Source organism: Burkholderia catarinensis (assembly GCF_001883705.2).
Lineage (GTDB): Bacteria > Pseudomonadota > Gammaproteobacteria > Burkholderiales > Burkholderiaceae > Burkholderia > Burkholderia catarinensis.
In genome coordinates this window covers 173,398-189,267 of the sequence record NZ_MDEQ02000005.1, presented here as the reverse complement: position 1 = coordinate 189,267, position 15,870 = coordinate 173,398, and the positions used below count along the sequence as shown (strand labels likewise).

Below are 15,870 nucleotides of genomic sequence, written 5' to 3'. Positions count from 1 at the left end.
ATCCGTATTCCACTCGTAGGAGTTTCAAGTTTTTTTAATGATGGGAAGACGCGATCCGATGGCCGGGCTGCACGTGTTCATGACCGTCGCGACGGCCGGCAACTTCACGCGGGCCGCCGCCGCGCTGGGCCTGACGCCGGCCGCCGTCAGCCTCGCGATCGGGCAGCTCGAGGGCGAGCTGAACGTGAAGCTGTTCAATCGCAGCACGCGCGGCGTGAGCCTGACGGAAGCCGGTCAGCGCTACTGGCGGCAGACGGAGCCCGCGTACCGGCAGGTCATGCAGGCGCGCGACGAGCTGAAGGATGTGCGCAGCGAGCCTGGCGGGCTGTTGCGCGTGACCGCGCTGCCGCTCGCGCGCGAGCGCGTGATCGCGCCGGTGCTCGCCACGTTCCGCGAGCGCTATCCGAAAGTCCGGCTCGAGATCCGCTACGAGAACGAGCTGGTGGATATCGCGAAGGACGGGTTCGATGCGGGGATCCGCCTTGCCGACCGGCTGCAGCCGGGCATGATCGGCGTGCGGATCGCCCCCGCGCTGTCGTGTGCGCTCGTCGCGTCGCCCGGTTATCTGGCGCGCTATGGCGCGCCTGCGTCGATTGCGGAGCTCGAGCGTCATGCCTGCATCCGTTTCCGGTTCGCGGAGAGCGGGCGCCTGCACAAATGGCTGCTGCACGACGGGCGTCGCGACGTCGATCTCGATCCGGAAGGCGTGTTCGTGACGAACGATGCCGACGCGGTGATCGACGCGGCGCGCGCGGGCGTCGGGATCGCGTTTGCGTTCATGCGCGAACGCATCGAACAGGACTTGCGCGACGGCGCGCTCGTCGAGGTGCTGCCGGGCGCGTGCCGCACGCTGCCGCCGATGTGGCTGTACTACGTGAATCGCAAGCACGTGCCGGCCAAGCTGCGCGCGTTCATCGACGTGCTGCGCGAGCGCGCCGGCGCGGACGCGGCGTAATCGCGTCGGTTGGCTGGCGGCGCCGATTCGCACGGCGGCGCATGATGGCGGCTCCATCCACGAAGCCATGGAGTCGCGTCATGACGGCATTCCCGCATTTCCCGATTCGAACCCTTGCGATCGCCGCAGCGCTGGCCGCCGCCGCGATCTGCAGTGCGCCGGCCGCCGGCCAGACGTCGACCGTGCCGGCCGGTACGGCCGCCGCGACGCCCGGCGACGCGGTGCTGCTGACCGTTTTCCTCAAGCACGACCAGTCGCGCCCGCTCGCCGAGCTGAATGCGCAGCTCGCGAAGCAGGGGTTCTACAAGGCGTTTCCGCCGCCGGGCGTCGAAGTGGTGAGCTGGACCGTGACGATGGGAATTGGGCAGATCGTCGTGCTGCGGTTGCCGGCGTCGCGGCTGCGCGAGGTCAATCGCGTGCTCGAGGATACGGCCTGGGGCGCCTATCGGACGGAGTTCTATCCGACATACGACTACAAGGCGATCGGATTGGGCGAGCATGAGCGGGCGAAATAATGGGGCGCGGTGTGCTTCTGCGCCGGCGGAAAGAGAGGCGAGCGATCCGGATTGACCTGTCCCCATCCCCGAAAAACCCGCCGCGTCACGTTTTCGTCCTCGTCCGCCGCGCTTCGTCCGGCAGATTTCTCCCAAATGCATCACAAGTCATTCATCCGATGAAAAAATCGTTCCGGTTCCCGGTATGATGCGCACCTTGCGCGAAATCGGTCGTCGGCTTTTATGTGTTGTTGATACGCAAGGGCCACAAAACCGCACAAAGCGACCTTGAAAGATTCTGTAATATAAATTCCGTATACTTGAAAGTTCTGATCCAGGCGCTGCCTGCCCCCGTCTTCGGCCGACCGCCCACGCAGAACAACCCGATTCGTCGCCGCATGGCCACCTTGCGCCGCGACACGCTATGCACCACCACTGAATAACTTATGTCTTCCCGCCACTCTGGTTCGCCCGGCCGTGCCGCGGCGGTGATCGCCCGTGCCCGGGCGCTGATCCGCCATGAGCGCGTGCTGTCGCCGCTGCTCGCGCTCGGCATCGGCCTGCTGCTGATCGTGGTTTTCCAGCACCTGTCGGAATCCGTCGACTACCGGTCGGTGATCCGCCAGTTGCGTCACATGTCCGTCGGCGAGTGGGGCGCGTCGCTGGCCGCGACGGCGCTCAGCTATCTCGCGCTCGTCGCTCGCGACGCGGTCGGCCTGCGCTATGTCGCCGCGAAGGTGCCGCGCGTCGCGCTGTGGATCGGCGCGATCGCCGGATCCGCGCTCGGCAACGCGACCGGCTTCGGCGCGTTGACGGGCGGCGCGGTTCGCGCCCGCGTGTACGGCGTGTCGGGCGTCACGCCCGCGCAGATCGGCCGGATGACGGTATTCACGAGCGGCACGCTGGCGCTCGCGATGGTGCTGATGACGGCGGTCGGCATGGTCTGCGTGCCGCAGGCGCTTGCCGCGATGCTGCACGTCGCACCCGGCGTGCTGACATGGACCGGCGCGGCGCTGCTCGCGGCGCTGGCCGCGCTGGCCGTGATGTGCGGCAACACCGCGCGCCCGGTCGTCACGCGTTTCAAGTGGCTGTCGTTCGACGTGCCGGCGCGGCGCGATCTCGTCGCGCAGGTCGCCTACGCGGTGCTCGACGTGGTCGCGGCGGGCCTGACGCTGTGGGTATTGCTGCCGGCCGCGCCGGTCGGCTTCCCGACCTTCATTACCGTCTACGCGGCGGCGTTGCTGCTCGGGATGATCGGCCACACGCCGGGCGGGATCGGCGTGTTCGAAGCCGCGATGGTTTTCACGCTCGGCCGCGAAGTGCCCGCGCACGCGATGGTCGCCGCGCTGATCGCGTATCGCGCGATCTACTTCGGCGTGCCGCTCGTGCTGTCGGCCGGCCTGCTGGCCGGCTTCGAGGGCAGCGCGCTGCGGCGGCGCCTCGTGACGCGGCAGGCCGCGCGCGTGTCGCAGCTCGCACCGCTGTTCCTGAGCCTCGTGACGTTCGCGGTCGGCGGGATGCTGGTGATCTCGAGCGCGACGCCGGCGTTCTGGCACCGGATCGCGATCCTGCGCCACCTCGTGCCGCTGTGGGTGCTCGAAGGCTCGCAGGTGATCGCCAGCGTGCTCGGCGTCGCGCTGCTGTTCGTCGCGCGCGGGCTGCTGCGCCGGCTCGACGGCGCCTGGTGGATGACCTTTGCGCTGACGCTCGCGAGCCTCGCGCTGTCGCTGGCGAAGGGCCTCGCGTTCGTCGAGGCCGGCGTGCTCGGCACGCTGCTGGTGCTGCTGCTCGTCAGCCGCCGCCGCTTCAACCGACATTCGTCGCTGCTCGCCGAGCGCTTCACGGTGAGCTGGTTCGTCTCGGTGGCGATGGTGCTGATGCTGGCCGTGTGGGTGCTGTTCTTCGCGTTCCGCGACGTGCCGTACACGCGCGAGCTGTGGTCGCATTTCTCGTTCGACGAGCGCGCGCCGCGTGCGCTGCGCGCGACGCTCGCGGCCGGCGTGTTCGTCGCGCTGTTCGCGCTGTGGCAACTGCTGCGCCCGGCGCCCGGCCGTTTCGTGAAGCCCGTGCCGCAGGACCTGTTCGACGCCGAACGGATCATCCGCGCGCAGGAGTGCAGCGATGCAGGCCTCGCGCTGATGGGCGACAAGTCGTTCCTGTTCTCGGAATCGCGCCAGGCGTTCCTGATGTACGCGAAGAACGGCCGCACGTGGGCCGCGCTGCACGACCCGGTCGGGCCGCGCGAAGAATGGCCGGCGCTGATCGGCAAGTTCATTGCGCTCGCGCACGCGCACAGCGGCCGCGCGGCGTTCTACCAGGTGCGCGCGAACGCGCTGCCGCTGTATCTCGACGCGGGGCTCACGCTGATGAAGCTCGGCGAGGAAGCGCATATCGCGCTCGACCGGTTCGACCTGAAGGGTTCGAACCGGTCGCACCTGCGCTACGCGCTGCGCCGCGGCGACAAGGACGCGCTGACGGTCGACGTGATCGCGCCGTGCGATGTGCCGGCCGCGCTGCCGGCGCTGCGCGACATCTCGGACGGCTGGCTCGACAGCCGCGACGCGCGCGAGAAGAGCTTCTCGGTCGCCGCGTTCCACGACGGCTATCTCGCGACGCAGTCGGTGATGCTCGTGCGGCAGGCCGACAAGCCGATCGCGTTCGTCACGTTCATGACGACCGACCTCAACACCGAGGCGACGGTCGGCGTGATGCGCCATCTGCCGGACGCGTCGCCGTACGCGATGGAGTACCTGTTCACGCAGCTCGCGCTGCATCTGAAGGAAGCGGGCTTCCGCAAGCTGAGCCTGGGCATCGCGCCGTTCTCGGGGATGGGGGCGGCGAAGATGCCGTCGCCGTGGCACCGGCTCGGCCTGATGGTCTGGCGCTTCGGCGGCCGCTTCTACAACTTCCGCGGCTTGCGCGCATTCAAGAGCAAGTTCGAACCGCACTGGGAGCCGCGTTACCTCGCGGCCTCGGGCACGGTGGGCGTGTTCGTCACGCTGGCGGATCTGTCATTGCTGGCTGGAGGTCGGCGTTCATGATGTTGAAGAGCAGAATCGCGCGGGCGGCAGCCGCCTGCGCGGGAATGATGCTGGCCGGCGCCGCGTGCGCCACGCAGCCGGCCGCGGTGAAAGCCGAAACCGTGTCGGGCGGCCGCTACGGGCCCGTCACCGTGACCAAACCCGGCGGGCCGCTGCGCGGCTTCGTCGTGCTGTTCTCGCGTGGGGCCGGCTGGAATGCCGCCGATCAGCAGGCCGCCGATGCGCTCGCGAAGGCGGGGGCGATGACGGTCGGCGTCGATTCGGAGCGTTATGCGGCGAATCTCGCCGCGAAGCAGGAGACCTGCCATCACCTCGACGGCGACGCCGAGGCGGTCAGCCACCAGCTCGAACGTCTCGCGCAGTCGTCGCGCTATTTCACGCCGATCGTCGCGGGCGTGGGCCAGGGCGGTGCGATCGCAAAGCAGATCCTGTCGATGGCGCCGGAGAACACGATCGCCGGCGTCGTATCGGTCGGCCCGGCCGCGAAGCTCGATCCGCGCTTCAAGCCGTGCCCGCCCGATCCGACGATCGTGCGCCGCGCGATGCCGGGCTTCGTCGAAACGGCTGCCGCGGGCGATACCGCGAAGCTCGTGTCGCTCGTCACGCCGCACCTGCGCGACAGCAGCAGCGGCGACGAACTCGACGTGTCGGACCTGCCGCTCGTCGAGCTGCCGGGCAAGAGCGGCGGCGACCGGCTCGCGATCGTGATCTCGGGCGACGGCGGCTGGCGCGATCTCGACAAGACGATCGCCGAGGCGCTGCAGCGCGACGGCGTGTCGGTGGTCGGCATCGACAGCCTGCGCTATTTCTGGAGCGAGAAGCCGCCCGCGCAGGTGAGCCGCGATCTCGCTCGCGTGATGCGCACGTACATGGCGCGCTGGCATGCGAACCGCGTGGCGCTGGTCGGCTACTCGTTCGGCGCCGACGTGATGCCGTTCGCGTACAACCGGCTGCCGGCCGACCTGCGCGACAAGGTCACGGTGATGTCGCTGCTCGGCTTCGCGCCGTCCGCCGATTTCCAGATCCGCGTGACGGGCTGGCTCGGCATGCCCGCGAGCGACAACGCGCTGAAGGTTGCGCCGGAACTGGCGAAGGTGCCGCCGCGGCTCGTGCAGTGCTTTTATGGCGCGGAGGAGACGGACACGATGTGTCCGGCGCTCGTGAATACGGGCGCCGACGTGATCAAGACGCAGGGCGATCACCACTTCGGCCGCGACTACATCGCGCTCGAGAAGAAGATTCTCGGCGCGTTCGACAAGCCGGCGGCGGCGCGCTGAACGCCGGCGGCGCCCGCGTGACGGCGGGTGCCCGCCGGTTTGCTACCGGTTCATCGTACGGGCGGCCAGCGAGCCGCCCGTTTCAATTTTCTGCCTGCGCTGCCGCGTCCTGCGGCGGCATTGCCGTTCTCGCATCGCGCTGATAGAAGCCCGGAAACCGGTCGAGCTGCCGCCGTGCGGCCGCGAGATCGGTGTCGTCGCCGAGCACGGCGCTCGAAAACCCCGTGCGTTCCATCAGCAGCAACTGGTCGACCAGCACGTCGCCGGTTGCGCGCAGGTCGCCGGCGAAGCCGTAGCGTTTGCGCAGCAAGTAAGCCTGGCTGTACGCGCGGCCGTCGGTGAACGACGGAAACTGCAGGTCGATGCGCGTGGCTTGTGCGATCCGCGCGGCAAGCGGCGGCAGCTCCTCGTCGTTGCCGATCGTCAGCGTCGCGGCGTCGGGCTGCTGCGTGCCGCCGGCGTGTTCGGCCGGCGTCAGCAGCCGGATGCGTGCGTTTGCGTTCGAGGTCGCTTGCTTCATGCGGGCTCCGCCTGATGACGCGCGGCGTTCGCGGCGGCCTTGAAGGGCTCCGCGCCGATGCGGCGCACCGTGTCGATGAATCGTTCGCCGCGGCCGTTCGCGTCGATCCGCGCGTCGAGATACGCGTTGACGATCGCGTCGACGACATCGACGATCTCGTCCGCCGAGAACGACGGGCCGATCACCTTGCCCGGCCGCGCGGGGCCGCTCGCGGTCGAGCCGTCCGACCCGCCGAGCGTGACCTGGTACCACTCCGCGCCGTCCTTGTCGACGCCGAGGATGCCGAGGTGGCCGCTGTGATGATGGCCGCACGAGTTGATGCAGCCGCTGATGTGCAGGTCGATGTCGCCGACGTCGTGCAGCAGGTCGAGATCGTGGAAGCGCTCGGCGATCGCGTCGGCGATCGGGATCGAGCGCGCGTTCGCGAGCGCGCAGAAATCGCCGCCCGGGCACGCGATCATGTCGGTCAGCAGCCCGACGTTCGCGCTCGCGAGCCCGATCGCGCGCGCGTTCTCCCAGAGCAGGAACAGATCGTCGACGTGCACCCACGGCAGCACGACGTTCTGCGTGTGCGTGACGCGCGCCTCGCCGGCCGAGAAGCGGTCGGCGAGATCGGCGAGCGCGTCGAGCTGGCTCGGCGACGCGTCGCCGGGTGCCTGCAGGCGGCGCTTGAACGACAGCGTGACGATGCGCAGCGCCGGATCTCGGTGATCGGCGACATTGCGGGCGAGCCAGCGCGCGAATGCCGGATGGCGGGCCGCCTGCGCGGCCACGCGCGCATTCGCGTCCGGCACGCCGGGCGTGCGCGGCTTGAGCCGCGGCGGGACGAACGACGCGGCGACGCGCTCGAACTCGGCCTGCGGGATCGTGTGCGGGCCGCCGTCGAGGACGACGATCTGGCGGAACTCTTCCTCGACGTCGTCGATATAGCGTTGCCCCTCGGTCTTCACGAGGATCTTGATCCGCGCCTTGTATTTGTTGTCGCGCCGCCCGTAGCGGTTGTACACGCGCACGATCGCCTCGATGTAGTTCATCACGTGCTGCCACGGCAGGAACGCGCGCAGCAGCGTCGCGATCATCGGCGTGCGGCCCATCCCGCCGCCGACGCTCACGCGAAAGCCGAGCTCGCCCGCGTCGTCGCGCACGAGCTTCAGCCCGACGTCGTGCCAGTCGGTCGCCGCGCGGTCTTCGGCCGCACCGGTGATCGCGATCTTGAACTTGCGCGGCAGGAACGCGAACTCGGGGTGCAGCGTCGTCCACTGGCGCATCACTTCGGCGAACGGGCGCGGGTCGGCGATCTCGTCCGGCGCGACGCCCGCGCGTTCGTCGCACGAAATGTTGCGGATGCAGTTGCCGCTCGTCTGGATGCCGTGCATGTCGACGGTCGCGAGCAGGTCCATCACGTCGGCCGCCTTCGCCAGCGGAATCCAGTTGAACTGCACGTTGGTGCGCGTCGTGAAGTGCGCGCTGCGGGTCGGCAGGCGCAACGTGCCGAGCAGCGCCTGCGCGTCGCACGCGGCGCGGTAGGTGGCGTCGTCGGGCACGTCGTAGTCGCGCGCGATCCGCGCAAGCACGCGAAGCTGCGCGCTCGACAGCTCGCCGTACGGCACGGCGACGCGCAGCATCGGCGCGTGGCGTTGCACATACCAGCCGTTCTGCAGGCGCAGCGGCCGGAACGCGTCCTCGCCGAGCGTGCCGTGCTGCCAGCGTTCGAGCTGGTCGCGGAACTGGGCGGCGCGGCTGTGCACGAGCGCCCGGTCGAAATCGGTATATCGATACATGACGTGATACGCGAGAGGAGTCGCGGCGCGGATTGCGCGCGGCCCGGAGAGACGTTGCGACGGGTGTCAGGCAACGGAAGACAGCGTAGGGAACGCGGTGCGGCGGGACAAGCAGCAGATCGGGACGAAAAAGGCGCAGCAGATGGCCGGCCACCCGCAGGCGCCGGCGCGGGCCGGTTCAGGCGGGGATGCCCGCGGCCGGTTTATGCGTCGACGACGAGCGCCGGATCGAGTGCGCGGATGCGCTGGTCGATGAAGTATCCGCCGCCTTCCTGGTAGCGCAGGAACAGGCGGCCGCACGGGCGGCAGCGGCTGACGTTGCAGCGGTTGTACGGGAAATGGCGCAGCGCGATCGGCGCGTCGTCCGACGCATAGCGCGTGCCGGCCGGATGAAATTCCGCATAGGTCGGCTCGGCATCGCCGGGCGGCGCGAGCGTGGCCACTTCGGTCAATTGCGCGTCCGGCAGCGACAGCGGCAGGGTCGTCCAGCCGGCGAGCGACGTCTTGGTGCACGTGCACGGCTGCGTGACGTGCGCCGCTTCGGCCGTCAGTTTCAACAGCGCGTCGTGATCGAGGTAGGGCAGTTGGCTCATGGAAAATCGTGAACGGGCGGCAAGACCTGCAATTTAACCTGCGTGCGGATTGCCTGCATGGCCTTGACGCGGGCAGCGCGCACCGGGCGCGATCAGCCTGCCTTGCGGACCGACGGTTCCGCGACCAGTTCGCCTAGCACGCGGATCGCGCGCTCGATGTCGCGGCTCCACGGATGGCCGAAGTTCACGCGCACGCAGCGCTCGAAGCCGTGCGCGGCCGAAAACAGCGGCCCCGGCGCGAAGCTGATCCCGCGTGCGATCGCCTGGCGATGCAGTTCCATCGCGTCGATCGCATCGGGAAACGCGAGCCACAGGAAATACCCGCCTTCGGGCCGCACCCACTCGACGCCGGCCGGCAGCCAGCGCCGCAACGCGTCGTCCATCCGGTCGAGCTGCGTGTGCAGCGCGCCGCGCAGCTTGCGCAAGTGCCGGTCGTAGCCGCCGTGTTCGAGATAGTTCGCGATGCCGGCCTGCGCGGGGATGCTGGCCGACAGCGTCGTCATCAGCTTGAGCCGCTGCACCTTCTCCGCGAACCGGCCGGCGGCGGCCCAGCCGATCCGGTAGCCGGGCGCGAGCGTCTTCGAGAACGAACTGCAGTGCATCACGAGGCCGTGCTGGTCGAACGCGCGCGCGGGCAGCGGATAGTCGGGGCCGAAATGCAACTCGCCGTACACGTCGTCCTCGATCAGCGGCACCTCGCGCGCCGCGAGCAACGCAACGAGTGCGCGCTTTTTCTCGGCGGACAGCGTGACGCCGGTCGGATTCTGGAAATTGGTCATGAACCAGCACGCGCGGATGTCGTGCCGGTCGAGCGCGTTCGCGAGCACATCGAGATCGAGGCCCGTGCGCGGATCGACGGGAATCTCCACCGCGCGCAGGTCGAGCCGCTCGATCGCCTGCAGCGCCGCATAGAAGCCGGGCGCTTCGACGGCGACGACGTCGCCGGGCCGCGTGACGGCCATCAGGCACAGGTTCAGTGCTTCGAGCGCGCCGTTCGTGACGACGATCTCGTCGATGGGCTGCGAGATGCCCGTCGCGAGATAGCGCCGCGCGATCTGCTGGCGCAGCGCCTCGTTGCCGGGCGGCAGGTCGACGACCGTGCTCCACGGGCTGACGAGCCGCGTGGCTTGCGCGAGCGATTTCGCGAGACGCGGCAGCGGAAACAGTTGCGGCGCCGGGAACGCGGAACCGAGCGGCACGATGCCGGGCTGCGTGGCCGCATCGAGGACGGAGAACACGAGGCTGCTGATGTCGACCTTGCGCGTGGCGCCGGCCCGGCTTGCGCGACGCTTCGCGGCCGGGCTCGCCTCCGGTGTTGCGCCCGGCGCGACGTAGTAGCCCGAGCGTTCGCGCGCGCGGATCAGCCCCCATTGTTCGAGCAGGTAATACGCGCGAAACACCGTCGACTGGCTCACGCCATGTTGCGCGATGATCTGCCGCAGCGACGGCAGGCGCGTGCCGACGGCGAGGTTGCCGTTGCGGATATCGTCGGCGATCGTATGGGCGAGGGTTTCGTAGCGTTTCATCGGCGAGGGCGCAGCGCCGTCACCGCGCACGGGCCGGAGTGGCGCCGCGCCGGCGGGCGCGGCCATTGTCCGATGCGCGGCCCGAAAAGGAAAGCGCGGCCGGGTCGGCCCGCCGCGTGTCGGGCGTGAGCCGCACGCAGGTGCGCGAGGCGATGCGGGCGCACCTGTCGCGCGTGATCACGGAATTCACGCAGGCCTGGCGCTGACGTTCGTTTCCCGGCACGGAAGCGGGCCGGCCTGACCGCGCTGCGCACGCGCCGTATACGGCTTCTTCCGATTGCGCGACCGTACGTTTTATGGTCTCGTTGCGGGATATCGCATCGACTCGAAAAAGGAAAGTCGAATGCAGCCGGGCGATTCACACGGGGTCCGATTGTTCAGGGGAATCGGCGCACGCGAGCGCGCTCGCGGCGCCGTGCTCAGGCTGCTCGTCATATTGACATTGGGCTTACTGGCGCCCGGTCTGCCGGCCTTCGCCGCGTCTCCCGAAACCGTCAACGACAACGTGCTGCGCGTGCTGGCATGGCCCGGTTATGCGGACGGCGATATCGTCAGCGCATTCGAGGCGCAGTTTCATGCGCGTGTCGAAGTGACGTTCGTCGATTCCGACGAAGCGCTGTGGGCGCGGATGCACAGCGCCGCGCCGCCGCCGTACGACGTGCTGGCCGCGAACACGGCAGAGATCCAGCGCTATGCGCACGAACGCCTGCTCGCGTCGATCGACCTGTCGCGCATCCCGAACCGCCGGCGGCAGTTGCCGAACTTCCAGCAGCTCGCGACGATCGGCGGCCTCGTGCGGGACGGCGCGACCTACGCGATCCCGTTCACGTATTCGTCGATGGGGCTGATCTACGACCGCAAGCTGGTTCCGGCCGCGCCGCGCTCGATGCGGGAGCTTTGGAATCCGCGCTACCGCGGCAAGGTGCTCGACTTCAACAGCGCGCAGCACAACTTCTCGTTCACCGCACTGGCGCTCGGCTATCCCGATCCGTTTCGCCTGTCGCCCGCGCAGACGCTCACGGTCGCGCGCAAGCTGATCGAACTGCGCCGCAACCTGCTGACGTACTACACGCTTCCTGAAGAGGCGACCGCGCTGTTCGTCCAGCACCGCGCGGCGCTGATGTTCGGCAACTACGGCACGCAGCAGGTCGAGCTGTTGCGGCGCGCCGGCGCGGACGTCGGCTACGTGATCCCGGATGAAGGCGCGCTTGCGTGGCTCGACTGCTGGGCCGTCACGCGCGGCGCGCAACGCCCCGAGCTCGCGTTCGCGTGGATCAACTACATGCTCGAACCGGCGATCGGCGCGCTGCTGACCGCCCGCCAGGGGCTCGCGAACACGCTCGAGCCGCCGCCGGGCCTCGACACCGGGCACCAGCATCTCGTTTGGCTCCAGCCTGTCGAGGACATCGCGCGGCGCGAATCGCTATGGAGCCGCATCGTGTCGGGCGACCGGCCGGAGTGGTTCGGAAAATGATCCGGCTCGGGCTCACGTCGAAGCTGTCGGTGCTGTTCGCGTGCATCGGCGTGATCGCGTCCGGCACGACCGGCTACTACACGTATCGCGCGAACCGCGCGATGCTCGTGCAGGAGGCGCAGCACAGTCTGCTGATGTCGACGCAACTGCTCGGGCTGCGCTTCACGACCGCGCTCGCCGACGTCGCCGCTGATGCGCTCGTGCTCGCGCAGTTGCCGTCGTCCGCGCTCGTCGCGGGCAGCGACAACCCCGACCGCGCGCGACGCACGCGACTCGAGCAGGTGTACTGCAGCTTCATGAGAAATCATCCGGAATACCTGCAGGTTCGCCTGATCGCGAGCGGGCATTTCGGGCTCGAACACGTCCGCGTCGATCGCGATGCGCACGGCATCGTCGTGCTGCCCGAAAGCGCGTTCCAGGAAAAAGGGCAGTTATCCTATGTATTCGATACGCTCGCGACGGCGCCCGGCCATATCTACCTGTCGCCAATCGCGATCAACCACGAGACGGAGGCGCACGCGGCCGAAGGGCTGCCGATCCTGCGCGTGGGCACGCCGGTCGTCGACACCTCGGGCCGGACGGTCGGCGCGCTCGTCGTCGATGTCGAGCTGTCGCGCGTGTTCGACCGGCTCGAACGCGATCTGCCGGAGGACTATGCGGTGTATCTCGCGAACGAGTGGGGCGATTTCCTCGTGCATCCCGATCCGGCGCAGGCGTTCGGCTTCGATCGCGGCCGGCGCGTGCTGATGCAGGACCGCTTTGCCGTCACGCGCGCGCTGTTCGACAGCGCGCGCGTGAACGTGACGCTCAATGGCCTCGAGCAGCCCGAACAGGCGCCGGGGCAGATGTTTGCGTTTTCGCGCACGCCGTTCGGGCACGACGAGGGCAACCGCTTCGTCGTGCTCGGGATGGCGCGGCCGCTCGCGGACGTGCTGGCGCCGGCCGGCATGCTGGGCGAGCGGATCGTCCGGATGGTGCTCGTGTCGAGCGTGCTGGCGGTGGTGCTCGCGATCCTGTTCGCACGCGCGATCACGCGGCCGCTGCAGACGCTCGCGCGCGCCGCGACGCACGTGTTCGACGATCCGGCCGCCGAACGGCTGCCGGTCGGGCGCGCCGACGAGATCGGCGTGCTCGCGCGCTGTTTCGACAGCATGCGCGTCGAGATCCGGACGCAGGTCGCGATGCTGCGCGCGAAGCAGCAGGAGCTTACGCACCTCGCCGGCCACGATCCGCTGACCGCGCTGCCGAATCGCCTGCTGTTCATGGAGCATCTCGATGCCGCGATCCGGCATGCGGACGCGGTGGGCGAGGGGCTGGCGGTGATGTTCGTCGATCTCGACCGCTTCAAGCAGATCAACGACCAGCACGGACACTCGGCCGGCGACCGCACGCTCGTCGCGGTCGCGAAGCGGCTGAGCCTCGTGCTGCGCAGCGGCGACATGGTCGCGCGGCTCGGCGGCGACGAATTCGTCGTGCTGATCTCGGACGTGCGTTCACCGGCGGTGATCGGCGATGTCGCGTCGCGCATCCAGATCGTGATGGCCGAGGAGCTGGAATTCGGCGACCGGCGCGTGGCCGTCGGCGCGAGCATCGGCGTCAGCGAGTTTCCGGCCGACGGCGCATCGGCCGAGGAACTGCTCGTCAAGGCCGACGCGGCGATGTACGCGGCGAAGGCGTCCGCGCAGTGCGCGTACGTGCGCTATCAGGAACTGGTCGGCGGCGGCACCGCGACGGACGAAACCGGTTGCGTCGCATCGGGCGGCAGCCGGTGACGGGTGGTTGCCGACGCGAGCGGTGCAAACGCAACGAGCCCGTCGCGGGACGGGCTCGTTGCAGGTGCGGACTACGCGCGGGGCGCGCAGCGGCGGGCTTAGTGGCCGAAGTAGACCGAGTCGCGCGGGCTTTGCACCTTGGCGGCCGGTGCGCCGCCCTCGACGGTCGCGGCCGGTTGCGCACCGTAGCCGGTATTGTCGGCACCGCGCACGCGGGCTTGTGCCGCCTCGATGTCGGCCGGGTAGTGCGGGCTCGACACGGCCGGCTTGTAGCCGGCGTTTTCGAGCTGGATCAGTTCGTTGCGCACCTGGGCGCGGGTCACGGTGCTTTGTGCGAATGCGCCGAACGAGGCGGACAGGGCAACAGCGGCAACGACTGCGGAAACGAGCGATTTCATGATGACCTCCGATGTTTATTGGCTTTCCGCGTTCGACACCATGTCGTAAGCGGTTGATTACATCGTAGGCGTCGGTTGACCTAGGGTAAACGTGAGATTTGGCGAAAGATCGTTGCGGCCGAGGCAATAATTTCGCGATAAATGTGTTCCGTCCCTATCCGGTGTTGCCGGATTCGCATGGAGAGGGGGCGGTACAAGCGGCGCCGAGGGCGTGCACGGGCGGGTGCCCGGCGGCGGCGGGCGAAGACGGGGGCGGGGATGACGCGGGCGGGCTGCGAGGTTGCCGGATCAGACGCCGTCGTCGTCGATTTCCTTGCGCTCCCGGCGTTCCTCGTTGCCGCGGCGCGCGCGCAGGCGCTGCCGCGACAGGACGGCGATCACCTGCTGGGTCGGCGCGCCGGACGGCAGTTCGTTGCGGATGCGATCGGGCACCATCGGCAGGCCCGCGCGCTGCCGGCGCAGCGCCTTGGCGATTGCCCGGCGGCATTCGTCCCCGTGGCAATCCCAATCATCGCGGATTCTCTGGCAATAACGGCATTGTTCCATCCGGACAGTCTAACGCGTCTTCGGGAACAGGGCAGGACACGGGGCCGAACGCATCACGCCACGCATCACGCATCACGCGCCGGGCGCGGCACCGGCGAGCGCGTTCGCATGCGACTGGAAGCGGCGGTGTTCTTCCGGCGGAACGAGCGAGCCGCCCGTCGCCCAGATGACGTGCGTCGATCGGTGCAGGTCGATCGCGTGGCGACGCACGTAGTCACGGCCGACCGGCGACCGGGTCAGCCAGCCCGGGCCGCCGACGGCAGTGGCGGCGGACGGCTCCAGTTCCACCCCGGTGGCGCGCTGAACCGCGAGCAGTTGCGCGTAGAGCTGCTCGTCGCTGACGGTGAAGACGCCGGACAGCAGGGCGGCCATCAGCGGGCTGACAAGATGCGATGCCTGCGCGACGGCCAGGCCGTCTGCCTCGGTCCGGTTGTCGAGCCCGACGTCGTAGACGGACACCGGCTGCCGGGGACCGGCGGCCAACTGGACCAGCATGCATGGCGAAGCGACCGGCTCGGCAAAAAAGCAATGCACGTGCTCGCCGAAAAGCGCCTTGAGGCCATACGTGATTCCTCCCGGCGCGCCGCCGACACCGCACGGGATATGGACGAAGAGCGGATGCGCCGCGTCCACGCTGCGGCCCGACTCGGCGAGCTGCGCGGCGAGATGCCGGGCGCTTGCGGCGTAGCCGAGGAACAGCATCAGCGAGCCTTCGTCGTCGACGAAATGGCAGCGTGGGCGATTGTGCGCCTGCGATCGTCCGGCCGCGACGGCTTGCGCGTAATCGCCGTCGTGCTCGACCACGCGAACGCCGCGTTTTCTCAGGCGTGCCTTCTTCCACGGCTTCGCATCGGTCGACATGTGGACGACCGACTCGAACCCCAGCGCGGCGGCCATCACACCGATGCTCAGGCCAAGATTGCCGGTGCTGCCCACGATGACGGTGTGCGCGGCAAACAGCTCGCGAGCGGCGCTCGACGCGAGGATGCGCCGGTCTCCCGCAGGATCGAGCAGCCCGTGTTCGATCGCGATCGATTCCGCGAGCGCGAGTACTTCATGAAAGCCGCCGCGCGCCTTGATCGAACCGGCGATCGGCAATGCGTCGTCGCGCTTGATGAACCAGGTGCCGTGCGCGTCGGCCGGGTGCGACAACGCGCGCTGCAAGCTATCCGCACGCATCAGCGGCGATTCGATTTTTCCCGCACTTGCCGCGAGCTCGGGAAACAGCTCGGCCATCAGCGGTTCGCATCGCGCCAGCCTCGCTTCGGCCATCGCGATGGCGTCGAACGAGGGTGCGTCCGGCGGCAACGGGCTGCCGGCAGTGGGGTTCAGCCACAGCAGCGGGTGGCGTGATTGCAGTTTTTCTAATAGATCGGCAGGTTGGAGCATGGCGGTCACGGATCGGCCTTGTGTTCGTTGAGTGGAATACAGGCCTGAAATGCTACGATTCGCGACAGTTGCGCAAAAGCGCCGATTTCTAATGAATGCATTAG

At 68.7% G+C, this 15,870-nt stretch carries 14 protein-coding genes; 7 read left to right on the top strand and 7 right to left on the bottom strand.

Going from position 1 to position 15,870, the window contains the following annotated elements; genetic code table 11:
- Positions 1–40 precede the first annotated feature (40 nt).
- From BFF94_RS10040 to BFF94_RS10025, 4 genes are all read left to right on the top strand, one after another.
- Positions 41–955 (top strand): LysR family transcriptional regulator, encoded by a 915-nt coding sequence (locus BFF94_RS10040; protein WP_128845457.1) that lies wholly within the window; start codon positions 41–43, stop codon positions 953–955.
- Positions 956–1,035: 80 nt separating this feature from the next.
- The gene (locus BFF94_RS10035; RefSeq protein WP_128845427.1) at positions 1,036–1,470 is read left to right on the top strand and encodes a hypothetical protein; all 435 of its coding nucleotides are present in this window, start codon (positions 1,036–1,038) and stop codon (positions 1,468–1,470) included.
- 425 nt (positions 1,471–1,895) lie between these two features.
- Positions 1,896–4,490 (top strand): bifunctional lysylphosphatidylglycerol flippase/synthetase MprF, encoded by a 2,595-nt coding sequence (gene mprF / locus BFF94_RS10030; protein WP_219139267.1) that lies wholly within the window; start codon positions 1,896–1,898, stop codon positions 4,488–4,490.
- Complete coding sequence (locus BFF94_RS10025; RefSeq protein ID WP_128845429.1) at positions 4,487–5,767, top strand: virulence factor family protein; 1,281 nt, start codon at positions 4,487–4,489, stop codon at positions 5,765–5,767. The genes mprF and BFF94_RS10025 overlap by 4 nt, the downstream gene beginning before the upstream one ends.
- Before the next feature lie 82 nt (positions 5,768–5,849).
- On the opposite strand, the gene BFF94_RS10020 is transcribed toward BFF94_RS10025, so the two are convergent.
- From BFF94_RS10020 to BFF94_RS10005, 4 genes are all read right to left on the bottom strand, one after another.
- Positions 5,850–6,287, bottom strand: coding sequence for a DUF934 domain-containing protein (locus BFF94_RS10020; protein ID WP_128845459.1), 438 nt, complete (start codon positions 6,285–6,287; stop codon positions 5,850–5,852).
- Positions 6,284–8,068 (bottom strand): nitrite/sulfite reductase, encoded by a 1,785-nt coding sequence (locus BFF94_RS10015; RefSeq protein ID WP_219139266.1) that lies wholly within the window; start codon positions 8,066–8,068, stop codon positions 6,284–6,286. The genes BFF94_RS10020 and BFF94_RS10015 overlap by 4 nt, the downstream gene beginning before the upstream one ends.
- A gap of 203 nt (positions 8,069–8,271) precedes the next feature.
- Positions 8,272–8,661, bottom strand: a complete 390-nt coding sequence (locus BFF94_RS10010) for a hypothetical protein (protein WP_128845431.1) — start codon at positions 8,659–8,661, stop codon at positions 8,272–8,274.
- A 92-nt stretch (positions 8,662–8,753) separates the two neighbouring features.
- On the bottom strand, positions 8,754–10,187 hold the full coding sequence (locus tag BFF94_RS10005) for an aminotransferase-like domain-containing protein (RefSeq protein ID WP_128845433.1): 1,434 nt from the start codon (positions 10,185–10,187) through the stop codon (positions 8,754–8,756).
- Between the two features lie 65 nt (positions 10,188–10,252).
- Here BFF94_RS10005 and BFF94_RS10000 point away from each other — a divergent pair, with 65 nt between their 5' ends.
- The 3 genes from BFF94_RS10000 (at position 10,253) to BFF94_RS09990 (ending at position 13,433) form a co-directional block, all read left to right on the top strand.
- Positions 10,253–10,393: a hypothetical protein gene (locus tag BFF94_RS10000; RefSeq protein ID WP_158062032.1), complete on the top strand. Its 141-nt coding sequence runs from the start codon at positions 10,253–10,255 to the stop codon at positions 10,391–10,393.
- Positions 10,394–10,530: 137 nt separating this feature from the next.
- Positions 10,531–11,661 carry an extracellular solute-binding protein gene (locus BFF94_RS09995; protein WP_128845435.1) on the top strand — a complete coding sequence of 377 codons (1,131 nt, stop codon included), beginning with the start codon at positions 10,531–10,533 and terminating at the stop codon, positions 11,659–11,661.
- Positions 11,658–13,433, top strand: a complete 1,776-nt coding sequence (locus tag BFF94_RS09990) for a GGDEF domain-containing protein (RefSeq protein ID WP_128845437.1) — start codon at positions 11,658–11,660, stop codon at positions 13,431–13,433. Before BFF94_RS09995 ends, BFF94_RS09990 begins: the two co-directional genes overlap by 4 nt.
- Before the next feature lie 98 nt (positions 13,434–13,531).
- On the opposite strand, the gene BFF94_RS09985 is transcribed toward BFF94_RS09990, so the two are convergent.
- The 3 genes from BFF94_RS09985 to dsdA form a co-directional block, all read right to left on the bottom strand.
- Complete coding sequence (locus tag BFF94_RS09985) at positions 13,532–13,831, bottom strand: DUF4148 domain-containing protein (RefSeq protein ID WP_128845439.1); 300 nt, start codon at positions 13,829–13,831, stop codon at positions 13,532–13,534.
- Between the two features lie 288 nt (positions 13,832–14,119).
- The gene (locus BFF94_RS09980; protein WP_128845441.1) at positions 14,120–14,377 is read right to left on the bottom strand and encodes a hypothetical protein; all 258 of its coding nucleotides are present in this window, start codon (positions 14,375–14,377) and stop codon (positions 14,120–14,122) included.
- Between the two features lie 72 nt (positions 14,378–14,449).
- On the bottom strand, positions 14,450–15,766 hold the full coding sequence (gene dsdA / locus BFF94_RS09975) for a D-serine ammonia-lyase (protein ID WP_128845461.1): 1,317 nt from the start codon (positions 15,764–15,766) through the stop codon (positions 14,450–14,452).
- Positions 15,767–15,870 lie beyond the last annotated feature (104 nt).